This window comes from Mesorhizobium dulcispinae, assembly GCF_033977345.1.
Taxonomy (GTDB): domain Bacteria; phylum Pseudomonadota; class Alphaproteobacteria; order Rhizobiales; family Rhizobiaceae; genus Mesorhizobium; species Mesorhizobium dulcispinae.
Map to the genome: position 1 here is coordinate 98,783 of NZ_JAVIIY010000006.1, position 15,927 is coordinate 114,709.

Annotated in this window: 12 protein-coding genes; 5 read left to right on the top strand and 7 right to left on the bottom strand. The window is 65.8% G+C overall.

The window, feature by feature from the left end; translation table 11 throughout:
- Positions 1 to 47 precede the first annotated feature (47 nt).
- Positions 48 to 875: a ferredoxin--NADP reductase gene (locus tag RFN30_RS15190; protein ID WP_320262904.1), complete on the bottom strand. Its 828-nt coding sequence runs from the start codon at positions 873 to 875 to the stop codon at positions 48 to 50.
- Between the two features lie 221 nt (positions 876 to 1,096).
- On the opposite strand from RFN30_RS15190, the gene RFN30_RS15195 reads away from it, so the two are divergent.
- Entirely contained in the window at positions 1,097 to 3,169 is a 2,073-nt protein-coding gene (locus tag RFN30_RS15195) for a hydantoinase/oxoprolinase family protein (RefSeq protein ID WP_320262905.1), read from the top strand.
- Between the two features lie 2 nt (positions 3,170 to 3,171).
- Positions 3,172 to 4,875, top strand: a complete 1,704-nt coding sequence (locus tag RFN30_RS15200) for a hydantoinase B/oxoprolinase family protein (protein ID WP_320262906.1) — start codon at positions 3,172 to 3,174, stop codon at positions 4,873 to 4,875.
- 262 nt (positions 4,876 to 5,137) lie between these two features.
- Here the strand turns inward: RFN30_RS15200 and RFN30_RS15205 are convergent, their stop codons facing one another.
- Genes RFN30_RS15205 through RFN30_RS15230 form a run of 6 tightly spaced genes read right to left on the bottom strand, consistent with a single transcriptional unit; the run spans position 5,138 to position 12,229 of the window.
- Complete coding sequence (locus RFN30_RS15205; RefSeq protein ID WP_320263137.1) at positions 5,138 to 5,599, bottom strand: MarR family winged helix-turn-helix transcriptional regulator; 462 nt, start codon at positions 5,597 to 5,599, stop codon at positions 5,138 to 5,140.
- Complete coding sequence (locus tag RFN30_RS15210) at positions 5,596 to 6,180, bottom strand: amino acid synthesis family protein (RefSeq protein WP_320262907.1); 585 nt, start codon at positions 6,178 to 6,180, stop codon at positions 5,596 to 5,598. Before RFN30_RS15210 ends, RFN30_RS15205 begins: the two co-directional genes overlap by 4 nt.
- Positions 6,173 to 7,054: a UPF0280 family protein gene (locus RFN30_RS15215; protein WP_320262908.1), complete on the bottom strand. Its 882-nt coding sequence runs from the start codon at positions 7,052 to 7,054 to the stop codon at positions 6,173 to 6,175. The genes RFN30_RS15210 and RFN30_RS15215 overlap by 8 nt, the downstream gene beginning before the upstream one ends.
- Entirely contained in the window at positions 7,054 to 8,595 is a 1,542-nt protein-coding gene (locus tag RFN30_RS15220; RefSeq protein ID WP_320262909.1) for a 6-hydroxynicotinate reductase, read from the bottom strand. Before RFN30_RS15220 ends, RFN30_RS15215 begins: the two co-directional genes overlap by 1 nt.
- Positions 8,592 to 11,375 carry a molybdopterin-dependent oxidoreductase gene (locus RFN30_RS15225; RefSeq protein ID WP_320262910.1) on the bottom strand — a complete coding sequence of 928 codons (2,784 nt, stop codon included), beginning with the start codon at positions 11,373 to 11,375 and terminating at the stop codon, positions 8,592 to 8,594. The genes RFN30_RS15220 and RFN30_RS15225 overlap by 4 nt, the downstream gene beginning before the upstream one ends.
- Positions 11,372 to 12,229, bottom strand: a complete 858-nt coding sequence (locus tag RFN30_RS15230; protein WP_320262911.1) for an FAD binding domain-containing protein — start codon at positions 12,227 to 12,229, stop codon at positions 11,372 to 11,374. Before RFN30_RS15230 ends, RFN30_RS15225 begins: the two co-directional genes overlap by 4 nt.
- Positions 12,230 to 12,477: 248 nt before the next feature.
- Here RFN30_RS15230 and pncA point away from each other — a divergent pair, with 248 nt between their 5' ends.
- The 3 genes from pncA to RFN30_RS15245 all read left to right on the top strand — a co-directional run bounded on the left by pncA (position 12,478) and on the right by RFN30_RS15245 (position 15,812).
- On the top strand, positions 12,478 to 13,092 hold the full coding sequence (pncA, locus tag RFN30_RS15235; protein WP_320262912.1) for a bifunctional nicotinamidase/pyrazinamidase: 615 nt from the start codon (positions 12,478 to 12,480) through the stop codon (positions 13,090 to 13,092).
- Between the two features lie 157 nt (positions 13,093 to 13,249).
- Positions 13,250 to 14,671, top strand: a complete 1,422-nt coding sequence (locus RFN30_RS15240; protein WP_320262913.1) for a sodium:proton antiporter — start codon at positions 13,250 to 13,252, stop codon at positions 14,669 to 14,671.
- A gap of 184 nt (positions 14,672 to 14,855) precedes the next feature.
- Complete coding sequence (locus RFN30_RS15245) at positions 14,856 to 15,812, top strand: ornithine cyclodeaminase family protein (protein ID WP_320262914.1); 957 nt, start codon at positions 14,856 to 14,858, stop codon at positions 15,810 to 15,812.
- The last annotated feature ends 115 nt before the right edge of the window (positions 15,813 to 15,927 follow it).

Here is a 15,927-nt window from a genome sequence, read left to right on the forward strand (position 1 = left end):
CAAAAGCAGCTGATTTTTGACCGTATGGTCAAAACGCTGGAAGAGCCTCAGCCGACGAAGGCGCGCTCGACCACGAAGCTGGCCGGATGGCTGAGCGAGCCCTCCTGGAAGCCGAGGCTCTCGGCGAGTTCCTTGACGTCCTTCAGCATGTGCATCGAGCCGCAGATCATGATGCGATCGGTCTCGGGATTGAGCTTGTCGATGCCGAGGTCGGAATAGAACTTGCCGGAGCCGATCAACGCCGTGATGCGGCCCATGCGCGCCGACTCCTCGCGGGTCGTCGAATTGTAGAGCGTGACGCGACCGCCGGTCAGTTCGCCGATCAGCGGATCGCTCTCGAGCGCGGCCACCAGCTCCTGGCCGTAGGTGAGCTCGGCATTGTCGCGGCAGGTGTGGGTGAGGATGACCTGGTCGAATTTTTCGTAGGTGTCGGGATCGCGCAGCAGGCTGGCGAAGGGCGCGATGCCGGTGCCGGTCGAGATCATGAACACGCGCTTGGCAGGCGTCAGCGCGTCGAGCACCAGCGTGCCGGTCGACTTCTGGCGCATGATGACGGTATCGCCGACCTGGATCTTCTGCAGCTCGGAAGTCAGCGGACCATCCGGCACCTTGATCGAGAAGAATTCCAACTCGTCGTCCCAGGCGGGGCTGGCGACGGAATAGGCGCGGAAGATCGGCTTCTCGGCATTGGGCAGACCGATCATGACGAACTCGCCGGAACGGAAGCGCAGCGACTGCGGCCGGGTGATGCGGAACGAGAACAGCCGGTCGGTGTAATGCTTCACCGATACCACAGTCTCGGCATAGACATTGGCCGGGATCGGGAACTGCAGCGGCTTTGCGCCGGCGACGTTCAACGCGGATGTCGTGTTCATTCCAACCCAACTTTCCGGCGCGGACGCGAGGCGCTGGCGCCAAACTTTCTCCTGCGCGTCCGAACGGTCAGGTTCCGACGTGCTCCTCACACACTGCCAAGCGGTAAGCTCTTGTGTCCCGAATTTATTAGTATACAAATGATCTTCAGGTCAAGATGGCAGCGTAAAACGCCTTTCCAAACCGAGGCATATCCGTAGTCCTGGCATTTCGGGTTTCGGCAATGAATGAGAAATTTTCGGCGTCGGCGGGAAGCGTGGTTGCCGGCATCGATGTCGGCGGAACCTTCACCGACCTGCTTCTGATCGACGGCAAGTCAGGCGGCAAGGTGCATATCGCCAAGACCCCGACGACGGTGGAGAATCAAGCCTTTGGCGTGGTCGCCGCGCTTGGCGCCACTGGCTTTCCGGTCGACGGCATCGACCTCATCGTGCACGGCACGACGACCACGACAAACGCCGTGCTGGAGCGCCGGCTGGCGAAAACCGGCATGATCACCACGCACGGCTTCCGCGACGTGATCGAGCTCGGACGGCGCACAAGACCGCAAGCCTATGGCATGACGGGCACTTTCGTGCCGGTCATTTCGCGAGACCTCCGGCTCGAAGTGTCGGAGCGTGTCGAGGCTTCCGGCGCCGTCCGCGTCCGGCTCGACGAGGCCGAAATGCGCGACGCGGTGACGCGGCTGCTCGACGCGGGCTGCGAGTCGCTCGTCATCCATTTCCTGCACTCCTACGCCAACCCGGCGCATGAACGCCGCGCCGCCGAGATCGCGGCGGAGCTCTGGCCGAACGGCCACATCACCACCGGCCACGCGCTGCTTTCGGAAGCGCGCGAGTTCGAGCGCGGCGTGACGGCCGCGGTCAACGCTTCGGTGCAGCCGATTCTCGAGCGCTATGTCGAGCGGCTGCGCAAGGAGCTCGCCGCAAAAGGCTATGCGCGCGACTTCCTGATCATGAACGGCAATGGCGGCATGATCTCGGCCCGTTTCGTCACGCTGGAATCGGCAAAGACGGTGATGTCCGGCCCGGCCTCCGGCGTGATTGCCGCCGCCTATACCGGAAAACGTGCCGGCTTCGGCAATCTCGTTACCTACGACATGGGCGGCACCTCAACCGACGTGGCGCTGATCCGCAATGCCGAACCCGCCGTCTCCAACGAGATCGAGATCGAATATGCGATGCCGATCCATGTGCCGATGGTGGCGGTGCACACGGTGGGCGCCGGCGGCGGCTCGATCGCCCGCGTCGATGCGGCCGGACTGATCCAGATCGGCCCGGAAAGCGCCGGCGCCAATCCAGGCCCGATCTGCTATGGGCGCGGCGGCACGGAACCCACCATCACCGACGCCAATTTGGTGCTCGGCCGGCTGGCGCCGAAGAAGCTGCTGGCCGTCGACAATCCGGTCACCGTCGAGCGCGTGACGGCAATCTTCGAGGACAGGATCGGCAAGCACACCGGCCTTTCCGGCGTCGAAGCGGCGGGTGCAATCCTGAGGCTTGGCAACATGAAGATGGCGGGCGCCATCCGCATGGTTTCCGTCTCGCGCGGCCACGATCCGCGCGATTTTGCGCTGTTCGCCTTCGGCGGCGCCGGGCCGCTGCATGCGACCGCTCTCGCCCGCGAACTCGGCCTGCCGAGAGTGTTGGTGCCGGCGCGCCCCGGCATCACCAACGCGCTCGGCTGCGTCGTCGCGGATATGCGGCATGACTTCGTCAACACAATCAACATGCCCGTAGCGAGCCTCGACGAAGCGAAGCTTCGCGAGGTGCTGGAACGGCACCGGGACGAAGGCGAGGGGCTGATCGCCAAGGAAGCGGTGAAGCCCGATGCGATCCGCGTTACCCATTCGGCCGACATGCAGTTCGTCGGCCAGACGCACATCATCAATGTGCCGCTGCCGTCATCCTCGGTTTCACGAGAAACGCTGCAGCAATTGTTCGAGAAGGCCTATTTCGCCCGCTTCAAGGTCGAGTTGCCGGAAATCCGCGCCAATCTCGTCAACCTCAACACCTCGGTCACCGGCGTGCGCCCGCAGATCGACCTGTCGCGGCTGATCGACCCGGCGGGCCGCGCGGCGACGCTCGAGGAGGCGCGGCGCGAGATCCGGCCGGTCTGGTACCACGGCACCTGGCACGACACGCCGGTCTACGCCCGCGAAAAGCTGCCGCTCGACGCCGTGATCCAGGGGCCGGCGATCCTGGAGCAGATGGACGCCACCACCGTGCTGGAACCCGGCGACCATGCGCGCTCGGACGCCGACGGCAACATCATCATCGACATCGGCGAGGCCTGACTATGTCCGCGTTCGAAGGGGCAAAGCTCGACACGATCACGCTTTCGGTGCTGCAGGCAGCCTTGCAGCAGGTCTGCGACGAGATGGACCTGACGTTCTCCCGTGCGGCCTTCTCGCCGGTCATCGCCGAGGCCAACGACCGTTCGGACGGCATCTATTCGGCGGTCGACGGCTCGCTGATCGCGCAGGGCAGCCAGGGCCTGCCGGTGTTCGTCGGCGTCATGCAATATTCGACCAGGACGGTGATCGAGATGATCGCCGACGGCCGTTGCCTGGCCCCCGAACCCGGCGACATCTATATCGTCAACGATCCCTATCTCGGCGGCACGCATCTGATGGATGTGCGCTTCGTCATGCCGGTCTACCGGGGCGGCAAGATCTTCTGCTGGCTTTCCAACACCGGCCATTGGCCGGATATCGGTGGCTCGGTGCCGGGCGGCTTCTCGGCGTCGGCCACCGCCGTCGAGCAGGAAGGCTTGCGGCTACCACCGGTAAAACTGTTCAAGAAAGGCGTGCTCGATCCGGAGATCTACGCCATCATCTGCTCGAACATCCGCGTTGCCGACCAGCGCATCGGCGACATCCGCGCGCAGGCGGCGGCCTTGCTGATCGGCCAGGACAGGCTCAATGAAATCCTCGATCGTTACGGAGACGAAACCGTCGTCGAAGCGATCGCGGAGTTGCGCCGCCGCGCCGCCGAGCAGATGCGCGCCTCGATCGCGGTGATACCGGACGGCGTCTATCGCTCGCAGGCCTTCGTCGATTCCGACGGCGTGGTGAACGAACCGCTGACCATCAATCTCGCCGTCGAGAAGAGGGGCGATACGCTCACCTTCGATTTCGCCGGCTCGTCAAAGCCCTGCGCCGGGCCGATGAACAGCGTGCTGGCGACGACCTTGTCGTCGGTCTATCTCGCCATGCGGCATATCTTTCCGGAGGTGCCGATCAGCGCCGGCGCCTTCGAACCGCTGAACGTCAAGCGGCCGGAGGGCACCTTTCTCGACGCCAAATATCCGCGCCCCGTGTCGGGCTGCGCGGCGGAAGTCTCGCAGCGCATCGCCGAGGCGGTGTTCGCCGCCATGGTGCAGGCGTTGCCGGAGAAGGTGACGGCGGCGCCCGCCGGCTCCAGCGGCAATTTCGCGCTCGGCGGCAACGATCCGGCGCGCGGACGCGACTACGTCATGTACCAGATCTCGGGCGGCGGCTATGGCGGCAATGCCGGCCATGACGGGTTGAGCAACGGTTGCTCGACCATCGGCATTTCGAAATCGCCGCCGGTCGAGATCATGGAGCAGGCCTTTCCGGTGCTCTACCGGCACTACGCGCTGCGCGAAGGCTCGGGCGGCGCCGGCAAGCATCGCGGCGGCTTCGGCCTTGCCTATGAGGTCGAGATATTGCGAGGTGAAGCCCGCGCCTCCTTCGTGATGGACCACGGCCGTTTCGGCCCGCAAGGCGCGCTCGGCGGCAAGGACGGGGCGCCGAACAGCGTGACCGTCTTCCGGGGCGGCGAAGCGCATGTGCCGCCGCATCTTTCCAAGGAGCAGGACATCGCGCTCAAGGCCGGTGACCGCGTGCGGGTCGGCACGCCGGGCGGAGGCGGCTATGGCGATCCGCGCGAGCGCGACCCGAAGCAGGTCGCCGAGGATGTTCGGCTCGGCTACTATACGGCGGAGCAGGCGAGGGAGATGTTTGGCGTGGGCCTGTAGGCGGACGGGCGTGGTGGATAGGCCGCGACCCAATCCAAACGCCTAGGTCGAGTTCCCGCCAACCCCCCTCTGGCCTGCCGGCCATCTCCCCCTCAAGGGGGAGATTGGCAGCTCGGTCGCTGGTGCTCTTCCTGCAGCGTTGGCGATTGGCGAAAGCGAAGGTGACGGCTGATCTCCCCCCTGAGGGGGAGATGGCCGGCAGGCCAGAGGGGGGTGCTGTCCCTCCGGCGCCTAAGGGTGTTACACTGTCGAAATCAACGTTTCAGGCCAGCTTCGCCAGCAGCCGCAGGAACGTCGCGGCCTCCTTGGCCGTCAGCGGCGCCAGCGTCTCCTCGGTGATGGTTCGGGCAAGCGGGATCAGCCGCTCGATCGCCTCGCGGCCTTCCGGCGTCAGGTTGACCAGCAGCCGCCTTTTGTCGACCTCGTGCTTGGAAAGCTCGACCAGGCCGCGCGCCTTCAGCCGGTCGATCACGCCTTTCACCGTGGCGGCATCCATGGCGATCAGCGTGCCGAGCTGGTTCTGCGAGGTCTCGCCGATATCGTAGAGCTTGGCTAAAGCGGCGAATTGCGGCGGCGTCAGATCGGCGATGTGGGAGGCAAAAATCGCGACATGGCGCTGATGCGCCTTGCGCAGGATGAAGCCGACCTGGTTCTGCAGGTGATAGTTGTTTTCGTCCGGCTCGTCGGCCTCGACCAGCCGCAGCAGATTGTCCTCGCCGCTCATCGCAAGCCGTCCCATGCCTTGATATCCTCGGCCGCCAGCCCGCCCATGCGATTGTGGACACGCGGGCCGCAGGTCATGGCGAGGCAGAACAGGATCTCGTCGGGGCGCGGGCCATCGCTGACACCGACTTCCATGGCATCGAAATGGCTGCGCACATAGGCAGCGTTGATGTGGCCGAGCGGCACGTCGAGCCGCGCCCCGAAGGCGCCGACCTTCTTGGCCGACGGCACGATCGCCTTGGCATCGCCGAGCCGCTCGCGCATGGCATAGCCGCCCGGCACGTGCCACAACGCGCCGTGCTCCAGCTCACCCGCCGCGCCGACGATGGCGCCCTTGCCGTAGCCGTCGATCTTCTTCACGTCGCCGCCAAGCGCTGCGATCAGTCTGTCGGACAGCAAAAGCCCGAGCGGCTTCAGGTCCTCCATCGCGCCCTGCAGGTCCTCGACATAGCGGCCGGCGAACGGATTCTTGACCACGGCGAGAGCGGCCGCGCGGCGGCGCGGCTCCTTCGCCACGGGGCCGCCATCGTGAAAAATCTCTTCGGTCAGAACCGCGACTTTGCGGATCGGGAATTCAGGCATGGGCAGTTTCCTTCGCTTTACGCTTGTTGGGCGAGGCGAGCGCCACGGAACCACTGATGCGGGATTGGCCCGCCAGGAACAACGCCGAGGCGGCGATCAGGCCGCGCCGACGAAAATCTTCGGCGACGGCAAGGCCGTTGTCCAGCGCCCGCGCCACCTCGCCCGGCGAGAGCGCGCCGACGCCCTGCGTCACCGGCCGGTCGCCGAGATCGCTGTCGGGCGCCAGATCGCGCGCGGGCACGCGATGGATCGCGGGATGTCCAGGCAGATCGACGGCATTGGCGATGAGCGTTGCCGCGGCATCCGCCTCGGCGCCGGTCCGCGCCAGCACCGTGACCGCGTCGGCGATGCCCAGCGAAAAGGATCGGCCGCGCCAGCCGCTGGTGGCAACGCCACGCACGCCATCTTCGGCCCGGATGGTGATACGGTCGGCGAGGCCGTGCCCGGTGCCGGCGATCGCCAGCGTCATCGACTGGCCCTTGCCGAGATGGATGGCGCTGTCGCCGCCATTGTTGACATAGGCGCGATCGAGCCGGCGCCCGGCCAGCGCTGCGGCCAGAATTTCGTCGGCTACCGAACCGGCAACCGCAGCCATGGGCGTGATGAAGCTTTCCGCCAGCGGCACGACGGCAGCCTCCATGCGGCGCGCCGTCGCGCCGTCAAAAGCGCGCGGCTTCAAGGATGCCGGGCGACGCAGTTCGGGAAGCTCATCGACCAGCTCGTTCAAAATCGTCTGGAAGCGCGCGACGGCCTGCGCATAGGCGGCACGGCATTCAGCCACCTCGCCAAAGACCTCGACGATGAGGTCGATCGGCCCATGGTTGAGATGAAGCCGCCTGCCGTCGGCGAGCCAATGCGCCTGCGGGCCGTTCATCATTCGGCTCCGTTGGCCCGTGCTCGACGCAATTGCGCCAGCGGCGGCCAGGGGTTGTTGACCGGCGCGCCGGAGCCACGGCGCGGATTGAGGTACTCGCCGCCCTTGGCAAGGATGTCCTCGACGCTGCGGATCTCGCTCGCGTAGCCGCCGAGCCGGACATAGTCGTCGCGGCGCATGGTGAACTCGATCGGCGCGACCAGGGCCGGCGTCGGCACATAGCCGAAGGCGCCTTCCGGCACGCGGGTGACGTCGACCATAAGCGTGATGCCGCCGCCCGGCCAGACATAGACCGGCGCGCCGCCGACGGTGACGTAGGTCTTCAGGCCCTGCACCGAACGCGTGAGATTGACAGGGTTTTCGGTGACGCCGGCGCGCAGCGAGCCGCCGGCGCCGCCGATGAACAGCACGGTGCACAGCGCCGGCTCGCAATTGTCCTCGATCAGGCCGACGGATTTCTGCAGCCGTTGCGGGAACGGCTTTTCAACCGGCTTCAATTGATCGTCGAGCTCGTAATAGGCGAACTGCTCGCCGGTGGTTGAAACCATCAGCATCGACAGGCCGGGACGCGCGCCCTTCTTGGCGTTCCAATCGCCAAGGATCGACAGCGGATCGGAGATCGTGGTGCCGCCCCAGCCGAGGCCGGGCTCCGACACCTTGAAATAGCGGCCCGGCGTCGATCGGCGGCCGATGATCTTTATCCCGGTCTCCTCCCAGCCCAGCACCTTGCCGGCCTGATGCTCGGAGACGACACCGGTGATGTGATCGTCGACCACCACCACCTCGTCCACCAGGCCGCGCCATTGCGTGGCGAACATGCCAATGGTGGCCGAGCCGCAGCCGACGCGCATGCGGTGCTCGACCTTGCCGTCGATGACCGGCGCCTTTCCGGCCTCGACGATGATCGTCGCGCCGCCATCGATGGTGAGCTCGACGGGCTTCCTATTGCAGAGATTGAGCAGCGCGTCGCAGGTCGCCCGTCCCTCCGCCTTCGAGCCGCCGGTCAGGTGATGGACGCCACCAAGCGACAGCATCTGCGAGCCGTATTCGCCTGTGGTGACGTGGCCGATCGCCTCGCCTTCGGAGCGCACGGTCGCCGTTTCGTCGCCGATGTGGCGGTCGGTGTCGATCTTCACCTTGACGCCGCAATAGGAGAAGATGCCTTCGGTGACGACGGTGACGAGATCGACGCCCTCGACCTCCTGGCTGACGATGAAGGGCGCCGGCTTATAATCCGGATAGGTGGTGCCGGCGCCTATTGCCGTGACAAAGCGGCGGCCGGTGTTGACCAGCTCGCCGTTCCAGGCCTCGCCCTCGGCGACGAAAGGCACGACCGCGCCACCGGTTTCGGCCGCGTGGTCGAGGATGGTCAGCGGGTCCATGCGCACGATGCGGCCGCCGACATTGCCGTAGCGATCGCAGGCGCCGGTGCGGCCGTCCGCGATGTAGCACATGACCGGACAGGCATCGCAGCGGATCTTCTCCGCCACCTGCTTCTCGCCGGGATCGTGGGTTTCGAAACGTTCGGCAAGCTCGCTCATTGGCGCGCCTCCTTCTCGCGGATCGCCGCCAGGATGCGGCTCGGCGTCGCCGGCACCTTTGTGACCAGTACGCCGGTGGCATGGCGGATGGCGTTGAGGATCGCCGGCGCGGTGGGGATCAGCACATGCTCGCCCAGGCCCTTGGCGCCGAACGGTCCTTCCGGATCCGGAACCTCTACCAATATGTGCTCGATCGGCGGCACGTCGCCGATAGTCGGGATGAGATAGTCGTGCAGGTTCTCGGTGCGGCCGGGGATGTATTCTTCCATCAGCGCCATGCCGATGCCCTGGGCGATGCCGCCCTCGATCTGGCCCTCGACCAGCACCGGGTTGATCGCCTTGCCGACGTCATGCGCGGCGGTGATCTTGACCAGCTTCACGGTGCCCAGCGTGAGATCGACCTCGAGCTCGGCGACCTGCGCGCCATAGCCATAGACGGCATACGGCTTGCCCTGGCCCTTGGCGTCGAGCGGCAGCGTCGGCGGGTCGTAGGTTTCTTCCGCGACGAACACTAGGCCGTCGGCGTCGACCTTCAGGGTCGCGAGGTCGACACGCCGCGCCGCGTCGCCCTCCTGGATGGAGATGCTCGCGCCGTCGAGCGCGATCGTCGCGTGACCCGAGACGTTGGCAAAGCGCAGGATCTTGTCACGCAGGGCGCGTCCGGCCTTCTCAGCGGCCTTGCCGGTGACAAACGTCTGGCGCGAAGCGGATGTCTTGCCGGCGTCGGGCGTGATGGCGGTGTCGGCGCTCCTCAACCGGAATTTGTCCAACGGCAGGCCGAGCGCGTCGGCGCAGATCTGGGTGATAACCGTGTTCGAGCCCTGGCCGATGTCGACGGCGCCCTGATGCAGGACGACGTCGCCCGAGGCCGAGATGCCGACCTTGATGGTCGAGGGATTGGGCAGCGAGGTGTTGCCGCAACCATACCAGCAGGAGGCGACGCCGACGCCGCGTTTGCTTGCCGTATGGGTCGCGTTGAAGGCTTCGGCCTCGGCAAGCGCGCGCGACCAGTGCTGGCGAAGCGCTTCCAGGCAGTCGCCGATGCCGACGCCGGTTTCGAGGCGCTGACCGGTGACCGTTTCGGAGCCGTTCCGAAGGCAGTTCTTCAAGCGAAAATCGAGGCTGTCCATGCCGAGCTTGCCGGCGAGCTCGTCATAGAGCGTCTCCTGCATGACGGTGGCCTGCGGCACGCCGAAGCCGCGAAAGGCGCCTGAGATCGGGCCGTTGGTGTGGATGGCGTAGCCGGTCGCGCGGTAGTTCGGCGTAACATAAGGGCCGGAGGCATGCACCGGCACGCGGTTGGCCACCGTCGGACCCCAGCTGGCATAGGCGCCGGTGTTGAAATCGCCGGAAAAAACCATGCCGGTGATGCGGCCCTCGGCATTGGCGCCGATGGTCGCCTGCATTTCGGCGGGATGGCGCTTGGTGGTCGAGATCATCGATTCATGGCGCGTGTAGGCAAGCGCCGCCGGCCGACCCGTCTTCATCGCCACCAGGCCGATCAGCGGCTGCAGCGAAACATCGAGTTTCGAGCCGAAGCCGCCACCAGTAGCGGTCGGCACGATGCGCACCTTGTCGACGGAAAGACCAAGCACCTTCGCCGTGTCGTCGCGGTCCATATAGGGCGCCTGGGTGCAGGCAACGATCACCAGCGTGTCGCCATCCATGCAGGCGTAGCCGGCTTCCGGTTCGATATAAGCGTGCTCGACATACGAGGTCTCGATGGCGCCGGACACGGTGACGGCGGCGCCGACGAGAGCGGCGTCGGGATCGCCGCGTTCGACGAAGCCGGAGGTGAGCAGGTTCGCCGGCCGGTGCTGATGGATCAGCGAGGCGCCGTTAGCTTTCGCCTCGGCGGGCTGCAGCACATGCGGCAGCTCCGTCCAGGTAATCGGAAAATCCGTCAGGTCGAGTTCGAGGACTGCTTCGCGCTCGCCCGCCACCAGCGCCACCGCCTCGCCGCGGAAGCGGACAAAACCTTCGGCCAGCACTGGCTGGTCGGCAAAGGGACCGATGACGCCAAAGCAGTTCTTGCCCGGAACATCGGCGGCGGTGAAGACGCCGGCGACGCCGGGATGCGCGTCCGCCCATGCCTGCAGGTCACCGAAGCTGAAGCGGGCATGATAGTGCGGTGAGCGAACCACGAGCACGGCAAGCGCATCGGCCGGGAAGCTGTCGCCGCCGAACTTCTCGTCGCCGGTGACCTTAGGCAGCCCGTCGAGGCGGATCGGCGAAGCGCCGACGGCATGGCCAACCTCCGGCATGCGATGGTCGAGCCCCTCGCCACGACGCGAGGCGTCCATCACTGCGGCGATGATCTTCCTGTATCCCGTGCAACGGCAGAGCACGCCGCCGAGCGCATCCTGCGTTTCGGCCTCGCTCGGCTGCGGGTTGCGTTCGAGAAGCGCTGTCGCCGCCACCAGCAGGCCCGGCGTGCAGATGCCGCACTGCGCGGCGCCGTGCTCGAGGAACGAAGCCTGCAAGGCGGAGAGCCTGCCATTGGCGAGACCCTCGACCGTGGTAATGGACGCGCCGGACGCGGAGGCTGCCGGCATCAGGCAGGCGCAGACAGGATTGCCGTCGACCAGCACGGTGCAAGCGCCGCAGTCGCCGGCATCGCAGCCGACCTTGGTGCCGGTGAGTCGAAGCTCGTCGCGCAAAACCTGTGATAGCCGTCGCACTGGCGGCACCGAGACGCTGACGGCGGCGCCATTGACCTCGAAGGCGATGTCGGTGCGTTGCATAGTGGGTTTGGCCATGCCGGGCTGAGCCATGTTCATGCCGCCACCTTGCCTTCGCCCAGGCCGACAGCGGCGCACACCGCGCGGGCGACGATCTCGCGTGCGGCATCCTGCCTGTATTTGGCGCTGCCGCGCACATCGGCGATCGGCGACAGTTCATCGATCGGCGCGGACAACACTGCGTCGACGAGCGCGGCCGTGACTGGCTGGCCGCGTAATGCCGCCTCGACGCCGACAAGACGGCGGGCGACAGCGGAGCAGGCGCCGACGGCAACAGCGGCATCTGCAACCACGCCGTCCTCGACCACCAGGTGAGCCGCCGCCATGGCTATCGAAATGACCAGATAGCGCCGGGCGCCGAGCTTGACGAAGGCCGACGTGCCGACCGCCGAGCGCTTCGGAACCCTGATCGCAGTAAGCATCTCGTCCGGCTGCAGCGCCGTGCGGCGGTTGCCGAGGATGAACTCGCCGAGCGGCAGATGGCGCGTGGCTTTCGCCGACCGCAATTCGACATCGGCGTCGAGCACCAGCAGAGCCGGCACGCCGTCGGCCGCCGGCGAGGCGTTGCAGAGATTGCCCGCGACGGAGGCGACGTTTTGGATCTGGACCGAACCGACCTCGCGCGCGGCCGCCTTCAACGCGTCGAACGCCACGGGGAGCGGGTGGCGGAGGATGTCGGTCCAGGTGGTGCGGGCGCCGATCCGCCAATGCTCGTCCGTCTCGTCAATGCCGCACAGCGCTGCGAGACCGTTGATGTCCAGGATATGGTCGCGGAAAGGCTTTGCGCCCTGCGCCGGATAGAAATCCGTGCCGCCGGCAAGAATGCGCCAGCGATCCTCGCCGAGCAGAGCGAGAGCCTCGTCGACCGTGGTGGGTTTCGCGTAACGGATCACGCTTTGCCTTCCCAGAAAGGGGCCTTTCCGAGGGAATCTGCCGGCGTCCCAGTCAGGCAAATTCATTCGTATGCAAATGATATCAGCTTCGCCGCGATTGTCAAAGCGAAGTGGTCGGTCACGCCTGTCACAAACAGGCCGCCACGGCTTTGTTATGCCTCTGGAGGTTGACGCCGCCGGCCATCTGGTCAAGGTTCCGTGTCCGGTCGCGTCAACTGGAGCCCAAGCTGAGACAGAAGGGAGGCCGCATGGCCGACGAAGCGCTCATCGTCATCGATCTGCAGAACGATTTTTGCCCGGGCGGCGCGCTGGCCGTTGCCGGCGGCGACGAGATCGTGCCGCTGGTCAACGACCTGATCCGGCGGACCGATCACGTGATCCTGACGCAGGACTGGCATCCCGCCGGCCATTCGAGCTTCGCTTCCAGCCACCCCGGCAAACAGCCCTTCGAGACCATCGAGATGCCCTACGGGCCGCAGACGCTTTGGCCGGACCACTGCATCCAGGGCAGCCTCGGTTCCGATTTCCATTCGGGGCTCGCCTGGACCAAGGCCGAGCTGGTGATCCGCAAGGGTTTTCGGACCGCGATCGACAGCTATTCTGCCTTCTTCGAGAACGATCATGCGACGCCGACCGGCCTCGCCGGCTATCTGAAGGAACGAGGCATCGACACCGTCACCCTGGCCGGGCTCGCCACCGATTATTGCGTCGCCTATTCGGCGCTCGACGCGGTCAAGCAGGGCTTCAAGGCGACCGTGCGGCTCGACGCCTGCCGCGGCATCGACCTCAACAACTCGCTTGACACGATGATTGCGCTCATGCGCGAGGCCGGCGTGACGCTCGAAGACCATTCGGCGGACTGACCGAGCCGTGGGGAAGGGCCCCCTCACCCGGATTGCCAGCCGAATTGCGAAGGGCAATTCGGGGCAATCCGACCTCTCCCCGAGGGGAGAGGAGGTAGCCGACGCCAACGCTAGCCTCTTCTCCCCGCCGGGGAGAAGGTGGCCGCGAAGCGGCCGGATGAGGGGGCTTTTCCCATTTGCCGCGCTTGCCATGTCGGTGCTGCTTCCTGCACAGGCGCTAGCCACCGAAATCCACGAGTTGCCCGGCACGGCAATGTCGCTCTGGTGGGCGCTGCCCTTTGCCGGGCTGCTGCTCTCCATCGCAACCGGCCCGCTGCTGTTCCATCATGTCTGGGAGCATCACTACGGTAAGATCGCCGCCGCCTGGGCGGCGCTGGTGGTGGTGCCGCTGGCGATCGCCTTCGGCGTGCCCATGGCGGGCGAAGCGGTGCTGCACACGCTGCTCACCGAATATCTCTCCTTCATCATCCTGCTGTTCGCGCTTTACACGATTTCGGGCGGCATCCTGGTTGCCGGCAACATCCACGGCACGCCGCTGGTCAATGCCGGCCTGCTGCTGGTCGGCGGGATCCTGGCCTCGGTCATCGGCACCACCGGCGCCTCGATGATCCTGATCCGGCCGATGCTGCGCGCTAACGACAACCGGCCGTTCAACGCCCATGTGGTGATCTTCTTCATCTTCCTGGTCTCCAACATCGGCGGCTCGCTGACGCCGCTCGGCGACCCGCCGCTGTTTGTCGGCTTCCTGCGCGGCGTCGACTTCTTCTGGACGACAGCCAACCTTTGGCGCGAGACGCTGTTCACCGGCGGGCTGGTGCTCATCGTCTTCCTGGTGCTCGACATCGTCCTGCACCGGCGCGAAGGCGGCGCGCCCAAGATCAAGGATCCGACGCCGGATACGAAGGTGCGCCTGCGGGGCCTCGCCAACTTGCCGCTGCTGGCCGGGGTGATCGGAGCGATCCTGCTTTCCGCGAGCTGGAAGCCGGGCATCAGCGTCCCGATCCTCGGCATCGGCCTCGAACTGCAGAACCTTGTGCGCGACGCCATCATCCTGGCGCTGGTCTGGCTGTCGCTTCGCGTGTCCTACAAGAGCCACCGCGAGGCCAACGGCTTCAGCTGGGGGCCGATCGCCGAAGTGGCGAAATTGTTTGCCGGCATTTTCATCTGCATCGTGCCGGTCATCGCGATCCTGAGAGCCGGCCACGACGGCGCGCTGGCGCCGCTGGTGTCGCTCGTCACCTCCGCAGACGGCCAGCCGAACAATCTGGCCTATTTCTGGCTGACGGGCGCGCTGTCATCCTTCCTCGACAACGCGCCGACCTATCTGGTGTTCTTCGAGCTTGCCGGCGGCGATGCCCATCACCTGATGACCGAGGCCGCCTCGACGCTCGCCGCGATCTCGGCGGGCGCCGTGTTCATGGGCGCCAACACCTATATCGGCAACGCGCCGAACTTCATGGTCTTCGCGATCGCCCGGCATCGCGGCTTCAAGATGCCCGGTTTCTTCGGCTACATGGCGTGGTCGGGAGTGGTGCTGATCCCGAGTTTTCTGATCGCCGGGTTTTTGTTCTTCCATTGAGCAAAACACGATCGGCGTTGGCATTGCCCTTGTGTCTTCGAAGGAGAAGCCGGGGAGATGACCCGGTCACGACCTCCATGCCGGCGACTGCCGGCATGGAGAGCCGGATGGCGATAGCGCATTCGTATGCGAAGCCTGCAATTTCCGCTATTGTCGAGGAGGTGCGAGGTTAGGCGGGAGGACAATGACCATCGAGAAGCTGCCCTATCTGTCAGCCGGGTTCCTGGATAGCCTGGCGATTTCGGCATCCGATTTGGTCGACGAGATCGAGCGACAGATCTTCGGTCAGAGGCGCGGCGAAGTGTGGTGTGCGCCGAAGGCGGTGGTGCTGCCGGGCGACGACCGCTACATCATGGCCACTCTCGGCGTCGCGACCGATCCCCGGGTGCTGGCGACCAAATCGCTGGTGGTCAACCCGCGTAACCCCGAGCGCGGACTTGCCACCCTGAACTCGCTGGTCACCCTTCTCGATGCTGAGACGGGACTGCCGCTTGCCGTCGTCGACGGCAATTGGGTGACTGCGAAGCGCACGGCAGGCCTGAGCGCCGTGGCGGCCAGGCGTCTGGCTCGGGCCGACTCGGCGTGCGTCGCGTTCATCGGATGCGGGGTTCAGGCGCGCGGTCACCTCGACGTTCTGGCCGATCTTTTTCCGCTGCGGGAGATTCGGGCCTTTGGTCGGGGCACAGGCAATCGTGACGCGCTCTGTCGGATGGCCGAGACGCGTGGTCTGACCGCAGTGGCGAGCGATACCGCCAAAGCGGCGGTCGAGTCGGCCGACATAGTGGTGACGACAGTCACTTTGATACCCGAGCCCGCTCCATTTTTGGATGCGCGATGGCTGAAGACCGGAGCCTTCGCGACCATGACCGATCTGGCCCTGCCTTGGCTGCCTGAAACCATGACTGTCTTCGATCGCGTCGTCATAGACGACTTGGCGCAAGAGGCGACAATGAGCAAGCCGATGGTGAGGCCCGAACTCGTCGCCGGCGACCTGACAGGTTTGGTCGGCGGAGACGTGCCGGGTCGTCAGAGCGCAAATGAGCGAGCCGCATTCGCATTCCGTGGCATGGCGGTTGGCGATCTCGCCATAGCCGGCCTGGCATTTGTGCGTGCGAAAGCGATCGGCGCGCTGGACACTTAAAGCGCGTCGCGCTGAAACGGATTCAGGCGACGCGCTTTAAGCCTTTTTTGATGCATGTCGTTGTCCCAGAACCGCGCACACTTCTGGGCGACATGCATTAGAGTTCGGAGCGAAG